Below are 17,314 nucleotides of genomic sequence, written 5' to 3' on the forward strand. Positions count from 1 at the left end.
GCCGACGTCGCCAAGCAGGCCAACGAGCAGGCCGATGCGGGGGCCCAGGTCGTCGCCCAGGCCCGTCACGGCATCGTCGGCCTCTCCGGTGAAATCGAACAGGTCGCCGGGGTCATCGAGTCCCTGGCGAGCCAGACCGACTCCATCGGCAGCATCCTCGACACCATCCGCAGCATTTCGGAGCAGACCAACCTGCTGGCCCTCAACGCCGCCATCGAGGCCGCCCGCGCCGGCGAGCAGGGCCGTGGCTTCGCCGTGGTGGCCGACGAGGTGCGCAACCTCGCCAGCCGCTCCGCCGCCTCCACCGCCGAGATCCAGGGCATGATCAACAGCCTCCAGGAGCAGAGCGCCCGCGCCGTCAGCGCCATGGCCCAGGGCCGCAACCAGAGCCTGCGGGTGGTGACCCAGGCCGACGAGGCCAACGGCGCCCTCGACCAGATCACCGGGCACATCACCCAGATCAGCGACATGAACATTCAGGTCGCCACCGCCACCGAAGAGCAGTCGAGCGTGGTGGGCGAACTCAACCGCAACGTGGAGGACATCAACCAGCTCACCATGGAGACCGCCGATATCGCCCATCACCTGACCGAGTCGAGCCGCAACCTGCAGCACCTCTCCGGCGAGCTCGACAAGCTGGTCGGCAACTTCCGCCTCTGAGCGTCCGGCACCTCTTCCTGACCCGCAACAGGGCGCTTCGGCGCCCTTCTTCATGACCACGGCAAGCCGTGACGCACGGGGGATACACCGTCTCCCACCGCCCTGACACATGCCTCATAATCGGGAAAACGCGAGGAGGTATGATGGGCAAGCTGGTCGTGATGATAGTGCTGGGAGGGCTGCTCAGTGCCTGCAGCAGCGGGCCCGTGCGGGTGCACGGGGCCGATGTGAGCGTGGACGATACCCGGATCCGGGTCAGTGACGGGGATCGCGGAGGCTACGGTACCTTCTGCCCACCGGGACAGGCCAAGAAGGGGCGCTGCTGACCGCAGGGTGCCGAAAGACAGACAACAAAAAGCCGCTCCATGGAGCGGCTTTTCTTATGAAACGGGCAGAAGATTATTTTTTCTTCTTGGCCTTGGCGTTCGGCAGGTCGGTGATGGAGCCTTCGAACACTTCGGCAGCCAGACCCACGGACTCGTGCAGAGTCGGGTGAGCATGGATGGTCAGCGCGATGTCTTCGGCGTCGGCACCCATCTCGATGGCCAGACCGATTTCACCCAGCAGTTCACCGCCGTTGGTACCCACGATGGCACCACCGATGACGCGGCCGCTCTCCTTGTCGAAGATCAGCTTGGTCATGCCGTCGGAGCAGTCGGACGCGATGGCGCGACCGGAAGCAGCCCACGGGAAGGTGGCGACTTCGAAGTTCAGACCCTGTTGCTTGGCTTCCTTCTCGGTCAGACCCACCCAGGCCATCTCCGGCTCGGTATAGGCGATGGACGGAATCACTTTCGGGTCGAAGTAGTGCTTCTTGCCGGCGATGACTTCGGCCGCCACGTGGCCTTCGTGTACACCCTTGTGGGCCAGCATGGGCTGACCGACGATGTCGCCGATGGCGTGGATGTGGGCGACGTTGGTACGCAGTTGCTTGTCCACTTCGATGAAACCGCGCTCGTTGACGGCAACACCGGCCTTATCGGCATCCAGCATCTTGCCGTTCGGCACACGGCCTACGGCAACCAGCACGTTGTCGTAGCGAACCGGCTCTGCCGGGGCGTGCTTGCCTTCGTAGGAGACGTACAGACCGTCTTCACGGGCTTCAACGGCGGTGACCTTGGTCTCCAGCATGATGTTGAATTTCTTGGCCACGCGCTTGGTGTAGATCTTGACGATGTCTTTGTCGGCAGCCGGTACCAGCTGGTCGGCAAATTCCACCACGTCGATCTCGGAACCCAGGGAGGAGTACACGGTACCCATCTCCAGGCCGATGATGCCGCCACCGATGACCAGCAGCTTGCCAGGAACGGTCGTCAGTTCCAGCGCATCGGTAGAGTCCCATACACGGGGGTCGTCATGGGGGATGAACGGCAGCTTCACCGGACGGGAACCGGCAGCGATGATGGCGTTGTCGAAGGTGACGGTGGTCTTGCCGTCGGCACCTTCCACTTCCAGGGTGTTCGGGCCGGTGAACTTGCCGAAGCCGTTCACGACCTGGACTTTACGCATCTTGGCCATGCCAGCCAGACCGCCGGTCAGCTGGTTGATGACCTTCTCTTTCCACAGACGCACCTTGTCGATGTCGGTCTGCGGGGCACCGAAGACGATGCCGTGCTCGGCCAGCGCCTTGGCTTCTTCAATGACTTTGGCGACGTGCAGCAGTGCCTTGGACGGGATGCAACCCACGTTCAGGCAGACGCCACCCAGGGTGGAGTAACGCTCGACGATAATGGTATCCAGACCCAAGTCAGCCGCACGGAAGGCAGCGGAATAACCGGCAGGGCCAGCACCCAGTACTACGACCTGGGTTTTGATTTCTTTACTCATCATGACCTCTTTGTCGTTCTTATATCCCCGGACAGCACAGTCTTATGCCAAACAAGGCCGCTGCAGCCGTGAAAAAAACGGGGCAAGTTTACAATCCTGTTAACGAAATGAGAAGCAAAAAGGGCGGGCTCTGGGCCCGCCCTCTCACTTACAGGACCAGTCGACGAATGTCGGACAACACACCACTCAGGGTGGTGATGAAGCGGGCACCGTCGGCGCCATCGATGACGCGGTGGTCGTAGCTCAGAGCCAGCGGCAGCATCAGGCGCGGCACGAACTCTTTACCGTTCCACTTCGGCTTCATCTCGGACTTGGAGACGCCCAGGATGGCCACTTCCGGCGCGTTGACGATCGGGGTAAAGCTGGTACCGCCGATGCCACCCAGGCTGGAGATGGTGAAGCAACCGCCCTGCATGTCGGCAGCGGTCAGCTTACCGGCACGGGCCTTCTTGGAGATCTCGGCCAGATCGCGGGACAGCTCGTGGATGCCCTTCTTGTTGACGTCGCGAACCACCGGAACCACCAGACCGTTGGGGGTATCCACCGCCACACCGATGTGGATGTACTTCTTCATGATCAGCTTGCTGCCGTCTTCGGACAGGGCGCTGCAGAAGCGCGGATGGGCTTCCAGGGCCTTGGCGGCCGCCTTCAGGATGAACACCAGCGGGGTGATCTTCACGTCCAGCTTCTGCTTCTCGGCCAGGATGTTCTGCTCTTTGCGGAACGCTTCCAGATCCGTGGTATCGGCTTCGTCGAACTGGGTGACGTGGGGGATCATGGCCCAGTTGCGGTGCAGGGCAGGACCGGAGATCTTCTGGATACGGGTCAGTTCCAGCTCTTCGACAGGGCCGAACTTGCTGAAATCAACCTTCGGCCAGGCCACGACGCTCATGCCGTTGCCAGTGCCGGTGCCGGCAGCCGGAGCGGACTCGGCGCGCTTGACCGCATCCTTCACGTAAGCCTGCACGTCTTCTTTGACGATGCGACCCTTGCGACCGGAGGCTTTCACCTTGGCCAGGTTGACACCGAACTCGCGCGCCAGACGGCGTACAGCCGGGGAGGCGTGGACATAGGCGTCGTTGGCGACGAAATCGGAGGCGGCAGCAGCCTGGGCAACCGGAGCAGGAGCGGCGGCAGCCGGTGCGGCAGCAACGGGCGCTGCGGCAGGAGCCGGAGCAGCCACGGCAGCCGGAGCGGCACCCGCCACTTCGAATACCATGATCAGGGAACCGGTGGAGACCTTGTCACCCGCCTTCACCTTGATCTCCTTGACCACGCCGGCGAACGGCGCAGGCACTTCCATGGAGGCCTTGTCGCCTTCCACGGTGATCAGGGACTGGTCGGCTTCAACCTTGTCACCTACGGCGACCATGATTTCGGTCACTTCCACTTCGTCACCGCCGATGTCCGGCACGTTGACGTCTTTGGCACCGGCGGCAACCGGAGCAGCGGCAGCCACGGGGGCAGCAGCAGGAGCCGGCGCGGCAACAGCTGCCGGGGCAGCGCCCGCCACTTCGAAGACCATCACCAGGGAGCCGGTGGAAACCTTGGCGCCGGCGGCGACCTTGATCTCGACCACGCGGCCGGCGAACGGTGCCGGTACTTCCATGGAGGCCTTGTCACCTTCCACGGCGATGATGGACTGGTCGGCTTCAACCATGTCGCCCACGGCAACCATGATGTCAGTCACTTCGACTTCGTCACCACCGATGTCCGGCACGTGCACGTCTTTGCGAGCGGCAGCGGCAGGAGCGGCGGCCGGCGCGGCAGCAACCGGGGCAGCAGCCTGGGCCGGAGCCGGTGCGGCAGCGCCCTCGGCTTCGAAGACCATGATCTGGGAACCGGTGGCAACCTTGTCGCCCACCTTGATCAGGATCTCTTTGACGATACCGGCGGCGGGGGCCGGGACTTCCATGGAGGCCTTGTCACCTTCCACGGCGATCAGGGACTGGTCCAGCTCGACCTTGTCACCCACGGCCACCATGATCTCGGTGACTTCAACTTCATCGGCACCGATATCCGGCACCATAATCTGTTTGGACATTGCGCTTTATCCTCTTGCGTGCATTCGCGTGGTTGCATGAGCATCACCACGCGCATCCCGCGTTATCCGTTTAAACCCAGGCAAGGTCGCGCCGGATACCCGGCGCGACACTCAATCCTCTTACGCGTACAGCGGGTTGACCTTGTCGGCATCGATGCCGTACTTGGCGATGGCTTCGGCCACAACCTGCTTGTCTACCTCGCCGCGCTTGGCCAGTTCGGTCAGGGCAGCAACCACTACGTAGAACTCGTTCACTTCGAAGTGACGACGCAGGTTGGCACGGCTGTCGGAGCGGCCGTAACCGTCGGTACCCAGTACACGGTAGTTCTCGGTCGGAACGAAGGCACGCACCTGATCGGCGAAGGACTTCATGTAGTCGGTCGCGGCGATGGTGGCTTCGGAACCCAGCACCTGAGCGATGTAGGGCACACGCGCTTCGGCGGTCGGGTGCAGCATATTCCAGCGATCCGCGTCCTGACCGTCACGAGCCAGTTCGTTGAAGGAGGTGACGCTGAACACATCGGAACCCACGCCGTACTCGCTGGCCAGGATCTGGGCGGCAGTGCGCACGTGACCCAGGATGGAACCACAACCCAGCAGCTGTACCTTGGCCTTGGTGCCGGCCACGGTTTCCAGCTTGTAGATACCCTTGCGGATGCCTTCCTCGGCACCTTCCGGCATGGCCGGCATGGCATAGTTCTCGTTCAGGGTAGTGATGTAGTAGAACACGTTCTCCGGGTTCTCACCGTACATGCGGCGCAGGCCGTCCTGTACGATCACCGCCACTTCATAGGCGTAGGACGGGTCGTAGGAGATGCAGTTCGGGATGGTGTTGGCCAGGATGTGGCTGTGACCATCTTCGTGCTGCAAGCCCTCTCCGTTAAGAGTGGTACGACCGGAGGTCGCGCCCAGCAGGAAGCCACGGGCTTGCTGGTCACCGGCTGCCCACGCCATGTCGCCGATCCGCTGGAAGCCGAACATGGAGTAGTAGATGTAGAACGGGATCATCGGGCAGTCGTTGGTGCTGTAAGAGGTGGCAGCAGCCAGCCAGGAGGACATGGCGCCCAGCTCGTTGATACCGTCTTGCAGAACCTGACCCTGCTTGTCTTCCTTGTAGTAGGAGACGATGTCGCGGTCTTGCGGGGTGTACTGCTGACCGTGCGGGCTGTAGATACCGATCTGGCGGAACAGGCCTTCCATACCAAAGGTACGGGCTTCGTCAGCCAGGATCGGGACGATGCGCTTGCCGATGGACTTGTCTTTCAGCATCACGTTCAGGGAACGCACGAACGCCATGGTGGTGGAGATTTCGCGCGCCTGTTCACCCAGCAGCGGACCGAAGGCATCCAGCGCCGGGATTTCCAGCTTGGTGGTGCTCTCGCGCAGACGGGTCGGTACATAGCCCTTCAGTGCGGCACGGCGGGCGTGCAGGTACTTGTGCTCTTCGGTACCCTCTTCGATCTTCAGGTACGGCAAGTTTTCCAGCTGCTCGTCGGTGACCGGCAGGTTGAAACGATCGCGCAGGTGACGCACGGAGCCCAGATCCATCTTCTTGACCTGGTGAGCAATGTTCTTGCCTTCGGCCGCTTCGCCCATGCCATAGCCCTTGATGGTCTTGGCCAGGATCACGGTCGGCTTGCCCTTGGTCTGTGCAGCCTTGGAGAAGGCGGCGAACAGTTTGCGGGGGTCGTGACCACCGCGGTTCAGGGCGAAGATCTCCTCGTCGGTCATGTCTTTGACCAGCGCGGCGGTTTCCGGGTAACGGTTGAAGAAGTGCTCGCGCACGTAGGCACCGTCGCGGGACTTCATGGTCTGGTAGTCACCATCCACGGTCTCGTTCATCAGCTGGATCAGCTTGCCGGAAGTGTCTTTCTTCAGCAGCTCATCCCACTTGCGACCCCAGATGACCTTGGTCACGTCCCAGCCAGCGCCGGCGAACAGACCTTCCAGCTCGTTGATGACCTTGCCGTTGCCGACAACCGGACCATCCAGACGCTGCAGGTTGCAGTTGACCACGAACACCAGGTTGTCGAGCTTTTCACGCACGGCAACGGTCAGGGCACCCTTGGCTTCCGGCTCGTCCATCTCGCCGTCACCCAGGAAGGCGTAAACGGTCTGCTCGGAGCAATCCTTGATGCCACGGTCGGTCAGGTACTTCAGGAAACGCGCCTGATAGATGGCGGCGATGGGGCCCAGACCCATGGAAACGGTCGGGAACTGCCAGAATTCCGGCATCAGTTTCGGGTGCGGGTAGGAAGGGATACCCTTTCCATCCACTTCCTGACGGAAGTTGTCCAGCTGCTCTTCGGTCAGACGACCTTCGGCGAATGCACGGGCGTAGATGCCCGGGGAGATGTGACCCTGGAAGTAGACCAGATCGCCACCGTCCTTCTCGTTGCGGGCACGGAAGAAGTGGTTGTAGCAGACTTCGTAGATGGTCGCGGAAGAAGCGAAGGAAGACATGTGGCCACCCAGGTCCAAGTCTTTCTTGGAGGCGCGCAGCACGATCATCATGGCGTTCCAGCGGATGATGGCGCGAATGCGGCGTTCCATTTCCAGGTCGCCCGGGTAAGCCGGCTCGTCGCTGGACGGGATGGTGTTGATGTAGTCGCGGTTTGCCTTGGCAGCCACGTCCACACCGCTTGCGCGGGCTTTCTCGGCCAACTGTTCAAGGATGAACTGAGCGCGTTGCGGACCCTCTTCACGCAGCAGGGATTCCAGAGAGGCAAGCCACTCCAGCGTTTCTATCGGGTCCACATCGTTCTTCAGGATATCAGACATGGCTGGTTCCTATGTTGTTGTGATTGCACGGCATTGCACGGCGAAGGGCGCAAGCATTCGACAATTAAGAAAGCCTTGTGGGATTAGTTTTCCTGCTGACGGATCCGACGCATGGATCGCTGGATCCGGCTGTCTTCCCTCTGCATATCCAACAAGGTGTCCTCGATAAAGGCCAGGTGCTCATGACAAGCAGCCCTGGCCCGCTCCGGAGCCCCCGACAGGATAGCCTCGATCAGGCTCGCACGATGGCGACGGATCTTGGCGACCACTCCCGGACGGCGATTCAAAATTTCGTTATTGCGTAAAATGTTCTGCTCGAGCATGGGGCCCATGGCCCGCAACAGATGCAGCAGCACCACGTTGTGGGAGGCCTCGGCCACGGCCAGATAGAACTGGGTCACGGCGGCCGATTCGACCACCAGCGACCCTTGCTGACCGGCTTCTTCGATGGCGGCTTGCGCCAGGCGAATCCGTTCGAAATCAGCCTCGGTGCCCCGCAGCGCCGCATAGTAGGCACAGATGCCTTCCAGCGCGTGACGAAACTCCAGCAGGTCGTACTGGGCTTCCGGGTGAGTGCTGAGCAGTTCGAACAGGGGGTCGGCGATCCCCTTGCTCAGGGCATTTTGTACGTAAGTGCCACCGCCCTGACGACGATACAAGAGTCCTCTCGCTTCCAGGCGCTGGATGGCTTCGCGCAAGGAAGGGCGCGACACCTGAAACTGGATGGCGAGTTCCCGCTCGGGCGGCAACTTCTGGCCCGGCTGCAGGCTGCCTTCCAGAATCATGCTTTCCAGCTCGGCGACAATGGCGTCGGCCAGCTTGGGCTGAGTTATCTTGATATAGGGCATGAGGCTACTTTGTTAAATTGGTATTACCAATTTTATGGTTGGGGCGAAAATTAGCAGAGGGCTTGAAAAAAGTCCACCCAAAAGATGATCTGAATCAAGAAGCTCGGTTGCCACTTTGGGGGTAAAAACGCGGAATCATGATGTAGCTCATAGAAAATGGTCTGACCAATATTTGTGAGCTTGCTCACCGATAACATTTATTCAACAGCATGAAAAATGGCTTGCCAGACAAGGCAAGCCATTGATTCTAAAAACACAAAATAATTTTTAGATTTTTCACTCAAAGTGAAGATTTTCCCGATAGCGAGGCCATTCGAAACTGTCACCCGGATCCGTCTTGCGGCCCGGCGCGATGTCGCAGTGGCCGACAATACGGTCCGCCGTGATGGCGGGATAACGGTGAACAATCGCCCGGCTGAGGTCCGACAGCACCTCGTATTGCTTGTCGCTGTAGGGAAGCTCGTCGGTCCCTTCCAGTTCGATCCCGATGGAAAAATCGTTGCATGCCTCCCTCCCCTCCCAGATCGAGACTCCCGCATGCCATGCCCTAGCGCCAAAAGGCACGTACTGAACCAGTTCCCCATCGCGGCGGATCAGGCAGTGGGCCGAGACCCTCAGTTGATGAATACCGGCGAAATAGGGGTGAGCACCGGGATCGAGGCGCCCCAGAAACAGATCGTCGATAAAGGGGCCACCAAACTGCCCGGGGGGCAGGCTGATGCCGTGTATCACCAGCAAGGAGACATCCTCCGGGCTGAGCCTCTCATTGTGATGGGGGGAAGGCACCTTGCGGGCCTGCTCGCACCATCCTTCTCGATCGATGGAAAACAGGGTTGTGGGTTGTGTCATCGTCTGCTCGACTCACAAATGGAAGCGATGTGCCTCTGGCGGGATGGGAAAACTGGGAACAAGTCTCTGAATTCATGGATAACGCTATGTTAGGCTGAGCCATTCACTCGCGCGATATGGGACACACTATGCACCCGATGGCACGCCATCTCTGGCTGCTCGCCTGGCTCTCGCTGCTGGGTCTGCTGACCCTCTACTTTCATGGCCGTGAACAACCGTCGGTGACCGCCAGCGGCGATCTGCTGCTCAGGGCCGATGCCAGCGGCCATTATCGTCTGGAGGGTGCCATCAACGACCAGCCGGTGCAACTGCTGCTGGACACAGGAGCAACCCGGGTGACCATACCGAGCCAGGTGGCCGCCCGGCTCGGCCTCGTCGCCACGGGCCGCAGCCGTGTCAACACGGCAGCCGGAGAGATCCAGGTCGAAACCGGCCGGATCGAAAGTCTGGCGATGGGTCCGCTGACCCTGTACGATTTGTCCGTCTTTATCAATCCGGCTGCCGACGGGGAGGAGATCCTGGTGGGCATGAATGCCCTGGGCAGGCTGGAATTGCGCCAGAAAGACAGGCAATTGCTTCTCAGACCCTTGCAGGAATAAGGCATGTTACAACAGGACATCCGCCGCGCCGTGCGCGCCGCACTTCTCGAAGACTTGGGCGATGCCCTCACCGCGCTGGATCAACCGGATGCCAGCGCCGACATCACGGCCCAGCTGATCCCGGCCGATCGCATCTCGACCGCGCGAGTCATCACCCGCGAGGCGGGCGTCTTCTGCGGCCAGCCCTGGGTCGACGAGGTGTTTGCCCAGCTCGGTGGCGAAGTGAAGGTCGAGTGGAAAGTGCAAGATGGTGAACGCCTTGCCCCCAATCAGGAGCTGTTCCGCCTCCATGGCCCCGCCCGCGTGCTGCTGACCGGCGAGCGCAATGCGCTGAACTTCGTGCAGACCCTTTCCGGGGTCGCCACCCTGACCGCCCGTTATGTAGCCGAGCTGGAAGGCACTGACTGCCGCCTGCTCGATACCCGCAAGACCCTGCCCGGCCTGCGCAGCGCCCAGAAGTATGCGGTCACCTGCGGCGGCGGCAAAAACCACCGCATCGGTCTGTTTGATGCCTACCTCATCAAGGAGAACCACATTCTCGCCTGCGGCGGCATCGCTGAAGCAATCAGCGAAGCGCGCCGTCTCAATCCGGACAAACCGGTGGAAGTCGAGGTCGAATCCCTGGCCGAGCTGGAGCAGGCCCTGGCCGCACGGGCCGACATCGTGATGCTGGACAACTTCGACATCCCCATGATGCAGGAAGCCGTTCGCCTCAATCAGGGCAGAGCCAAGCTGGAAGTCTCCGGCAACGTCACCCTCGATACCCTTGCCGGATACGCCGCGACCGGGATCGACTTCATCTCGGTGGGAGCGCTGACCAAGCATGTGCGGGCACTGGATCTCTCCATGCGCTTTGTCGCGGCTTGAGCAAACCCCATCCGTTGCTCGTGCCCAAAAATATTACAGGGCTCGAAACTTGCAAAAGGCGCCATCGGCGCCTTTTCTTTATGCAGGATCCCACGACATAAGGAGTGTGAAGATGGGCCCTCCCGCCTCATGACAAGTGCCAATAGAAGCCATTTAATCTTTGATTTTTCTACACATTTCACTAAATGACATAAAAGCGGCGAACAAGGTCCCCGCCTCTGTTGCCAACCCGAAGCGCTCGGATAAGATACCAGCGTGGATAGCATTCCACCGGTGCTTATCAGGAAACATGGAAAAAAGGATATTTCACATGAAAAGACAGTCAGGGTTTACGCTAATCGAATTGATGATAGTCGTTGCGATCGTCGCCATTCTGGCCGCCATCGCACTGCCGGCGTATCAGAGCTATACCAAACGCGCCAAATTCTCCGAGGTGATTGCCGCTGTAGGTCCGGCCAAAACCGCCGTAGAAGTCTGCGTTCAAGGGTGGGCTGGTGCTTCTGCAGCGATTGGTGATAGTTGTGCAACAGCAGGTAGAAATGCAGTGTCTGGGGCCAGTGCACAAACCGATAATTTTGATAACGTCGCTGTTTCCAATGCTGGTGGCACCATTACCATTACCGGCACAGCAGCCGCAGCTCTGGATAATTCCACTTATCAACTGGTAACTTCCGGTGCAGTTACGCCTAATGGACAAGTGCTCTGGAATATTTCAGGGTCTTGTAAAACAGATGGTAAATGCTAACGCATGACCTCTAGCCTCAATAGCGGCCTGGCCACCAGCCTGGCCGCTTCTTCCCTCCTCAGTGAGCCGGACTCACAGCGCTATCTGAGCCAGGCCAAGGCGCAGCGCAAGCCCTTTGTCACCTTCCTGATTGAAAACGACATCCTCGACAGCAAAGCCCTCGCCGATTTCTGCGAGCTGGAATATGGGGTACCTCTGCTGGATCTGGCGGCCTTCGATCTCGCCGAGATCCCGCAGAAATACCTCAATCAAAAGCTGATTGAAAAGCACCATGTCCTGCCCATCTACACCCAGGGGCATACCCTCTATATCGCCATGTCCGATCCGACCAATGTGTCGGCTCTGGAGGATTTTGGCTTCAGTTTTGGCCTGCACACGGAAGCCCTGCTGGTCGAAGAGAGCAAGCTGACCGCCGCCATCGGCAAGCTGATGGAGAGCGAGCAGGATACCCTGGGCATGGATCATATCGACGAGGCCGAGATCTCCGAACTCGAGGTCTCCGACGAGAGTTCCCGCCTCGACGAGAGCGTCAACACCGCGGACGATGACGCCCCCATCGTCAAATACATCCACAAGATCATGATGGATGCCATCAAGCGCGGGGCCTCCGACCTGCATTTCGAACCCTACGAGACCAAGTACCGGATCCGCTTTCGGGTAGACGGCATACTGCACGAAGTCGCCACGCCGCCGGTCAACCTGGCCAACCGCTTCGCGGCTCGTCTCAAAGTGATGGCGCGGCTCGATATTGCCGAACGGCGCCTGCCCCAGGATGGCCGGATCAAACTCAAGATCTCACGCAACAGATCCATGGACATGCGGGTCAACACCCTGCCCACCATGTGGGGCGAAAAGATCGTGATCCGGTTGCTGGACTCCTCGGCCGCCCGACTCAATATCGATCAGCTCGGCTTTGACGACCGGCAGAAGACGCAATACCTGCACGCCCTCTCCAAACCTCAGGGCATGATCCTGGTGACCGGCCCTACGGGGTCAGGCAAGACGGTCTCACTCTATACCGGCCTCAACATCCTGAACACCAGCGAGGTCAATATCTCCACCGCCGAAGATCCGGTCGAGATAAACCTGCCCGGCGTCAACCAGGTGCAGATCAATCCCAAGGCGGGGCTCACCTTCGCCAGCGCCCTGCGCTCCTTCCTGCGCCAGGATCCCGACATCGTCATGGTGGGGGAGATACGGGATCTGGAAACCGCCGAGATCGCCATCAAGGCAGCCCAGACCGGTCACCTGGTGCTCTCCACCCTGCACACCAACTCGGCGGCAGAAACGCTCACCCGGATGATGAACATGGGGGTGCCGGCCTTCAACATCGCCTCTTCGGTCACCCTCATCATGGCCCAGCGCCTTGCCCGCAAACTCTGCGATCACTGCAAGGCGCCGGAAGTGGTGCCGGAAGCCGAGTTGCTGGAGCTGGGCTTCACCCAGCAGCAACTGGCCGCCGGTTTGCGGCTGTTCAAGCCCGTGGGATGCAAGGAGTGCTCGGGAGGCTACAGAGGCCGGGTCGGCATCTATGAGATCATGCTGATGTCCGACAACATCGCCAAACTCATCATGCAGGGAGCCAACTCGCTGCAGATTGCCGCGATAGCCCAGAAGGAAGGGATGCGCACCCTGCGTACATCCGGCCTCGAGAAAGCGCGTCTTGGCGTCACCAGCCTGGCCGAAATCAACAGGATCACCACCAACTGAGTTCGCAGTGCCCGAGTCATCTCGCCGGGTGAAGCCGCTGCCATCACCCCGATGACCTTCTTCAAGCCAAGATGAGCCGGACAGGCAGCAGCATCCGGCCACCGTCGCCCAATTGCAGGATGCAGTGATGGCCACATTAGCTCAAAAACGCAACGCACCGAAAAAAGTCTTCTCCTACCGCTGGCACGGCGTCAACCGCAAGGGGCAGAAGGTCTCCGGCGAGCTGCAAGCCGACAGCATCACCACCGTCAAGGCCGAGCTGCGCAAGCAGGGCGTCAACGTCACCAGGGTCAGCAAGCAGAGCCAGGGGCTCTTCTCCAAGGGCGGCGCCAAGATCAAGCCGATGGACATCGCCGTCATCTCCCGCCAGATCACCACCATGCTCTCCGCCGGCGTGCCTCTGGTGCAGAGTCTTCAGATCATTGCTCGCGGCCACGAGAAAGCGGCGGTGCGCGAGCTCATCGGCCAGATCGCCGCCGATGTGGAAACGGGCACCCCGCTCTCGGAGGCGTTGCGCCGCCATCCCCGCCACTTCGACGACCTCTATTGCGACCTGGTCGAGGCCGGGGAGCAATCCGGTGCCCTGGAGACCATCTACGACCGTATCGCCATCTACCGCGAGAAGAACGAAGCCCTCAAATCCAAGATCAAGAAGGCCATGTTCTATCCGTCCATGGTCATTCTGGTAGCCATCGTCGTCACCTCCATCCTGCTGCTCTTCGTCATTCCCCAGTTCGAGGATATCTTCAAGAGCTTCGGTGCCGAGCTGCCTGCCTTCACCCGGTTCGTCATCGCCATCTCCCGCTTCATGCAGGAGTGGTGGTACGCCATCTTTGGCGGCGCTGCTCTCGCCGTCTTCCTCTATGTGCGGGCCTGGCGAAAATCCCAGAAGGTCAGGGACAACACGGACAAGTTCATCCTCACCATTCCCGTGGTGGGCAACATACTGCACAAGGCGGCCATGGCCCGTTTTGCCCGCACCCTCTCCACCACCTTCTCCGCCGGTATCCCGCTGGTGGATGCCCTGGTCTCGGCGGCCGGCGCATCCGGCAACTACGTTTATCGCACTGCGACCATGGCCATTCGCAACGAGGTGGTGGCCGGCATGCAGATCAACGTCGCCATGCGCACCGTGGATCTTTTCCCCGACATGGTGACCCAGATGGTGATGATCGGTGAGGAATCCGGCGCCATTGACGACATGCTCTCCAAGGTCGCCGCCATTTTCGAACAGGAGGTGGACGACATGGTCGACGGCCTCACCAGCCTGCTCGAACCCATCATCATGGTGGTGCTCGGGGTGCTGGTCGGCGGCATGGTCGTGGCCATGTACCTCCCCATCTTCAAGCTGGGCTCTGTGATACACTGACCCCCTCGACGGAGGGCCGGGCGGTGCATTTCCCCCGGCCATCTGTCATCCCCGTTCTCGACACAAGCGATTGATCTATGGTGCCTTTGATCGAACTGGCCCAGGGCTTGCCCTGGCTCTATCTCTCCTTGATTTTCCTTTTCTCCCTGATGGTGGGCAGCTTCCTGAACGTGGTGATCCATCGCCTGCCCATCATGATGGAGCGGGCCTGGCATGCCGAATACAGCGACTATTTCGGTGACGGTGAAGAGACTCCTCCTGCAACCGGACGATACAACCTCATGGTACCTCGCTCCCGCTGCCCCCACTGCGACCACCCCATAGGGGCGCTGGAGAACATTCCCCTGCTGAGCTGGCTATGGCTCAGGGGGCGCTGCCGCAACTGCCACGCCCCCATTTCGGCTCGCTATCCCCTGGTCGAGCTGCTCACCGCCCTGCTGTCGGTCTCGGTAGCAGCCGCGCTTGCCCCCGGTTGGGGCACCCTTGCCGCTCTGCTGCTCACCTGGACATTGGTCGCACTGACCTTCATCGACCTAGACAAGATGCTCTTGCCGGATCAGCTCACCCTGCCCCTGCTCTGGGGTGGCCTGCTGTTCAATCTGGCGGGCGGTTTCGTGCCCCTGGCCGATGGGGTGGTCGGCGCCATGGCGGGTTATCTGGTGCTCTGGAGCCTCTACTGGGCCTTCAAGCTGCTAACCGGCAAGGAAGGGATGGGCTATGGCGACTTCAAACTGCTGGCGGCACTGGGCGCCTGGCTCGGCTGGCAAGCCTTGCCCATCGTGCTGCTGCTCTCTTCGCTGGCGGGCGCCATCATCGGCATCGCTCTCATCCTGCTGCGCAACCACCACCAGGGCAAACCCATTCCCTTTGGCCCCTATCTCGCCATCGCGGGCTGGATAACGCTGCTGTGGGGCGATAGCATCACCCGCTGGTATCTTGATGTCGTCCTCTAGCAAAAGGATCTCTGACCCATGTATGTAGTCGCAGTCACAGGGGGAATCGGCAGCGGCAAGACCACGGTTGCCAACCGCTTTGCCGAGCTGGGCATCGAGGTGGTGGATGCGGACATCATCGCCCGTGAGGTGGTGGAGCCCGGCACCCCTGCTCTGGCTGCCATCGCAGTCCATTTTGGCCCGGATGTCGTGACCCCCGATGGCCAGCTCGATCGCCGCCGGCTGCGAGAGCGGATCTTCACCGACTCGCAGGCCAAGGAGTGGCTCAACGCCCTGCTCCATCCCCTCATCCGCAGCGAGATGCTGCGCCAGTGTGCGGCAACCCGCTCCCCCTACTGCCTGCTTGTCGTCCCCTTGCTGGTGGAAAACAGGCTCACTTCCCTCGCCGATCGGGTACTGGTGATCGATGTGGACGAAGCGACGCAAATCGAGCGTACCTGCCGCCGCGATGGCGTCACTCGGGAACAGGCCCAGGCGATACTGGCGTCCCAGGCGAGCCGCAGCGAACGCCTGGCGATGGCCGACGACGTCCTGGACAACCAGAGTGGTACGAGTGAGACCATCGGGCAGCGAATTTTCGCCCTGCACCAGACATATCTGGCATTTGCCTCTCAACAAGCCCACCAACTGTGAGTACACTAGGCCGGTTTATGGCTGGCCAGGATTAGGCATGATTTACGATTTTCCCCTCAATGAAAAAAGCCGGACCTATCTTCGTCTGGAGTCCCTGTTTTCCCAGATCCGCGACAATCTGGAGAGTGACCAGTCCTGGGCACATATCGCCTTCTTCAAGGGGTTGTTCGATTTGCAGGAGTTGCTGGAGCGTGGTGACCTGCGTGCCGATCTCATCAAGGATCTGGAGCGCCTCGGCCAACGCCTGAGCCACTGGGCCAGTCTGCCTGACGTCGATCTCGAGCAGATCCAGCGGATGCAGCAAGAGAGTACCCAGCTCTCCCGCAACCTGCTGAACTCCCCGCGCCCCGGCGCCCGTCTGAAAGAGGATCGCCTGCTCGGCTCCATTCGTCAGCGCTTCTCCATTCCGGGTGGTCTGTGCGCCTTCGATGTGCCGCAACTGCACCACTGGCTGGCGACCCCGGCCGTCACCCGCCACCAGCAGATGCAGCAATGGCTGAGTGACATCACCCTGCTGATGAACGCCATCTCCCTGTTGCTGCGCCTGTGGCGCGAGTCGGGCAACTTCAGCGACCAGGTGGCCACCAACGGCTTCTTCCAGGATACCGCCGAAGGGGCTGAACTGATCCGCATCCGTCTGGCGGGCACCCAGCCCTGCTATCCGACCCTGAGCGGCCACAAGAACCGCTTCGCCCTGCGCTTCCTGCCGACGACGGAACAGCAGATAGGCGACGTTTCCTTCCAGCTCGCCTGTTGTTGAGGAGCGCCCCATGGTGACCAAGGTAAAGTGCCCGACCTGTCAGAGCGAGATCGAATGGGGCCCGCAGAGCCCGTTTCGCCCCTTCTGCAGCAAGCGCTGCCAGCTGATCGACCTCGGCGAGTGGGCGGATGAACAGAAGCGCATCCCGGGCGAGATCAACCCGGATCTGCTGCCCGATCCGGAACAGGGCGATCCCTGGCAATAAACACTTCACGATCAAAAAAGGGCCCTCAGGCCCTTTTTCGTTGGTATCGATCCTTTCAGGCAAGCAAGGCCTGCAACCGCGCGACGATGGGGCCGTTGGCATCCGGGAAGCGGTATTCGTGCAGCGAGGCCAGTGGCACCCAGCGGCACTCCTGCCCCTCCTTGCCAAAGGGCTCGCCGTGGAAGCGGGTCACCTTCCAGATATCCAGCAAGACCTGCTTGTCGGGGTAGTCGTGGTGCAGCTCCATGAAGGGGGCACAATCCTGCACCCGGATCCCGATCTCTTCCCATAATTCCCTGTCCAGCGCGGTGAGCAGATCCTCCCCCGACTCCACCTTGCCACCGGGAAACTCCCAGCGATCCCCCTGATGGCGATCGGCTGAGCGTTTGGCGATGAAGATATCGCCCCGTTCGTTCTCGATGACGCCCACCGCCACCCAGATCCGTTTCTTCTGTTCCATCATT

At 60.7% G+C, this 17,314-nt stretch carries 17 protein-coding genes; 11 read left to right on the forward strand and 6 right to left on the reverse strand.

Going from position 1 to position 17,314, the window contains the following annotated elements; all coding sequences use genetic code 11:
- On the forward strand, positions 1-660 hold a 660-nt coding region (locus AB5Y53_RS05375; protein WP_368172504.1), incomplete at its 5' end, for a methyl-accepting chemotaxis protein.
- Positions 661-803: 143 nt separating this feature from the next.
- Entirely contained in the window at positions 804-986 is a 183-nt protein-coding gene (locus tag AB5Y53_RS05380; protein ID WP_017779057.1) for a hypothetical protein, read from the forward strand.
- A 73-nt stretch (positions 987-1,059) separates the two neighbouring features.
- On the opposite strand, the gene lpdA is transcribed toward AB5Y53_RS05380, so the two are convergent.
- The 5 genes from lpdA to ampD form a co-directional block, all read right to left on the reverse strand.
- Positions 1,060-2,487, reverse strand: a complete 1,428-nt coding sequence (gene lpdA, locus AB5Y53_RS05385) for a dihydrolipoyl dehydrogenase (protein WP_368181295.1) — start codon at positions 2,485-2,487, stop codon at positions 1,060-1,062.
- Positions 2,488-2,635: 148 nt separating this feature from the next.
- Positions 2,636-4,531 (reverse strand): pyruvate dehydrogenase complex dihydrolipoyllysine-residue acetyltransferase, encoded by a 1,896-nt coding sequence (gene aceF, locus AB5Y53_RS05390; protein ID WP_323919651.1) that lies wholly within the window; start codon positions 4,529-4,531, stop codon positions 2,636-2,638.
- A gap of 120 nt (positions 4,532-4,651) precedes the next feature.
- Entirely contained in the window at positions 4,652-7,312 is a 2,661-nt protein-coding gene (gene aceE / locus AB5Y53_RS05395; protein ID WP_039040509.1) for a pyruvate dehydrogenase (acetyl-transferring), homodimeric type, read from the reverse strand.
- Positions 7,313-7,395: 83 nt separating this feature from the next.
- Positions 7,396-8,160 carry a pyruvate dehydrogenase complex transcriptional repressor PdhR gene (gene pdhR, locus AB5Y53_RS05400; RefSeq protein ID WP_010675815.1) on the reverse strand — a complete coding sequence of 255 codons (765 nt, stop codon included), beginning with the start codon at positions 8,158-8,160 and terminating at the stop codon, positions 7,396-7,398.
- Positions 8,161-8,436: 276 nt separating this feature from the next.
- Entirely contained in the window at positions 8,437-9,009 is a 573-nt protein-coding gene (gene ampD, locus AB5Y53_RS05405; RefSeq protein WP_151027295.1) for a 1,6-anhydro-N-acetylmuramyl-L-alanine amidase AmpD, read from the reverse strand.
- Between the two features lie 128 nt (positions 9,010-9,137).
- Here ampD and AB5Y53_RS05410 point away from each other — a divergent pair, with 128 nt between their 5' ends.
- From AB5Y53_RS05410 to yacG, 9 genes are all read left to right on the forward strand, one after another.
- Positions 9,138-9,608, forward strand: a complete 471-nt coding sequence (locus AB5Y53_RS05410; RefSeq protein ID WP_319862204.1) for a retropepsin-like aspartic protease — start codon at positions 9,138-9,140, stop codon at positions 9,606-9,608.
- Between the two features lie 3 nt (positions 9,609-9,611).
- Positions 9,612-10,475 carry a carboxylating nicotinate-nucleotide diphosphorylase gene (nadC, locus tag AB5Y53_RS05415; protein ID WP_041213995.1) on the forward strand — a complete coding sequence of 288 codons (864 nt, stop codon included), beginning with the start codon at positions 9,612-9,614 and terminating at the stop codon, positions 10,473-10,475.
- Between the two features lie 310 nt (positions 10,476-10,785).
- Complete coding sequence (locus AB5Y53_RS05420) at positions 10,786-11,220, forward strand: prepilin-type N-terminal cleavage/methylation domain-containing protein (RefSeq protein WP_257707072.1); 435 nt, start codon at positions 10,786-10,788, stop codon at positions 11,218-11,220.
- A 3-nt stretch (positions 11,221-11,223) separates the two neighbouring features.
- Complete coding sequence (gene tapB / locus AB5Y53_RS05425; RefSeq protein ID WP_041213997.1) at positions 11,224-12,930, forward strand: PilB family type IVa pilus assembly ATPase TapB; 1,707 nt, start codon at positions 11,224-11,226, stop codon at positions 12,928-12,930.
- Positions 12,931-13,057: 127 nt separating this feature from the next.
- Positions 13,058-14,299 carry a type II secretion system F family protein gene (locus AB5Y53_RS05430; RefSeq protein ID WP_010675822.1) on the forward strand — a complete coding sequence of 414 codons (1,242 nt, stop codon included), beginning with the start codon at positions 13,058-13,060 and terminating at the stop codon, positions 14,297-14,299.
- A gap of 77 nt (positions 14,300-14,376) precedes the next feature.
- Positions 14,377-15,252 (forward strand): A24 family peptidase, encoded by an 876-nt coding sequence (locus tag AB5Y53_RS05435; protein WP_368181296.1) that lies wholly within the window; start codon positions 14,377-14,379, stop codon positions 15,250-15,252.
- Between the two features lie 18 nt (positions 15,253-15,270).
- Positions 15,271-15,885, forward strand: a complete 615-nt coding sequence (gene coaE, locus AB5Y53_RS05440) for a dephospho-CoA kinase (RefSeq protein ID WP_368181297.1) — start codon at positions 15,271-15,273, stop codon at positions 15,883-15,885.
- Between the two features lie 37 nt (positions 15,886-15,922).
- Complete coding sequence (zapD, locus tag AB5Y53_RS05445) at positions 15,923-16,645, forward strand: cell division protein ZapD (protein WP_010675825.1); 723 nt, start codon at positions 15,923-15,925, stop codon at positions 16,643-16,645.
- A gap of 10 nt (positions 16,646-16,655) precedes the next feature.
- On the forward strand, positions 16,656-16,850 hold the full coding sequence (gene yacG / locus AB5Y53_RS05450) for a DNA gyrase inhibitor YacG (RefSeq protein WP_039040499.1): 195 nt from the start codon (positions 16,656-16,658) through the stop codon (positions 16,848-16,850).
- Between the two features lie 55 nt (positions 16,851-16,905).
- On the opposite strand, the gene mutT is transcribed toward yacG, so the two are convergent.
- Positions 16,906-17,310, reverse strand: coding sequence for an 8-oxo-dGTP diphosphatase MutT (gene mutT / locus AB5Y53_RS05455; RefSeq protein ID WP_368181299.1), 405 nt, complete (start codon positions 17,308-17,310; stop codon positions 16,906-16,908).
- Between the last annotated feature and the right edge of the window lie 4 nt (positions 17,311-17,314).

The sequence above is a fragment of the Aeromonas sp. R7-5 genome, assembly GCF_040908015.1.
GTDB classification, from domain to species: domain Bacteria; phylum Pseudomonadota; class Gammaproteobacteria; order Enterobacterales; family Aeromonadaceae; genus Aeromonas; species Aeromonas caviae.

Excerpts from the sequence above, each read along its gene's own strand:
- AB5Y53_RS05380 (WP_017779057.1), top strand. The coding sequence starts at position 804 with ATGGGCAAGCTGGTCGTGATGATAGTGCTGGGAGGGCTGCTCAGTGCC.
- lpdA (WP_368181295.1), bottom strand. The coding sequence starts at position 2,487 with ATGAGTAAAGAAATCAAAACCCAGGTCGTAGTACTGGGTGCTGGCCCT.
- aceF (WP_323919651.1), bottom strand. The coding sequence starts at position 4,531 with ATGTCCAAACAGATTATGGTGCCGGATATCGGTGCCGATGAAGTTGAA.
- aceE (WP_039040509.1), bottom strand. The coding sequence starts at position 7,312 with ATGTCTGATATCCTGAAGAACGATGTGGACCCGATAGAAACGCTGGAG.
- pdhR (WP_010675815.1), bottom strand. The coding sequence starts at position 8,160 with ATGCCCTATATCAAGATAACTCAGCCCAAGCTGGCCGACGCCATTGTC.
- ampD (WP_151027295.1), bottom strand. The coding sequence starts at position 9,009 with ATGACACAACCCACAACCCTGTTTTCCATCGATCGAGAAGGATGGTGC.
- AB5Y53_RS05410 (WP_319862204.1), top strand. The coding sequence starts at position 9,138 with ATGCACCCGATGGCACGCCATCTCTGGCTGCTCGCCTGGCTCTCGCTG.
- nadC (WP_041213995.1), top strand. The coding sequence starts at position 9,612 with ATGTTACAACAGGACATCCGCCGCGCCGTGCGCGCCGCACTTCTCGAA.
- AB5Y53_RS05420 (WP_257707072.1), top strand. The coding sequence starts at position 10,786 with ATGAAAAGACAGTCAGGGTTTACGCTAATCGAATTGATGATAGTCGTT.
- tapB (WP_041213997.1), top strand. The coding sequence starts at position 11,224 with ATGACCTCTAGCCTCAATAGCGGCCTGGCCACCAGCCTGGCCGCTTCT.
- AB5Y53_RS05430 (WP_010675822.1), top strand. The coding sequence starts at position 13,058 with ATGGCCACATTAGCTCAAAAACGCAACGCACCGAAAAAAGTCTTCTCC.
- AB5Y53_RS05435 (WP_368181296.1), top strand. The coding sequence starts at position 14,377 with ATGGTGCCTTTGATCGAACTGGCCCAGGGCTTGCCCTGGCTCTATCTC.
- coaE (WP_368181297.1), top strand. The coding sequence starts at position 15,271 with ATGTATGTAGTCGCAGTCACAGGGGGAATCGGCAGCGGCAAGACCACG.
- zapD (WP_010675825.1), top strand. The coding sequence starts at position 15,923 with ATGATTTACGATTTTCCCCTCAATGAAAAAAGCCGGACCTATCTTCGT.
- yacG (WP_039040499.1), top strand. The coding sequence starts at position 16,656 with ATGGTGACCAAGGTAAAGTGCCCGACCTGTCAGAGCGAGATCGAATGG.
- mutT (WP_368181299.1), bottom strand. The coding sequence starts at position 17,310 with ATGGAACAGAAGAAACGGATCTGGGTGGCGGTGGGCGTCATCGAGAAC.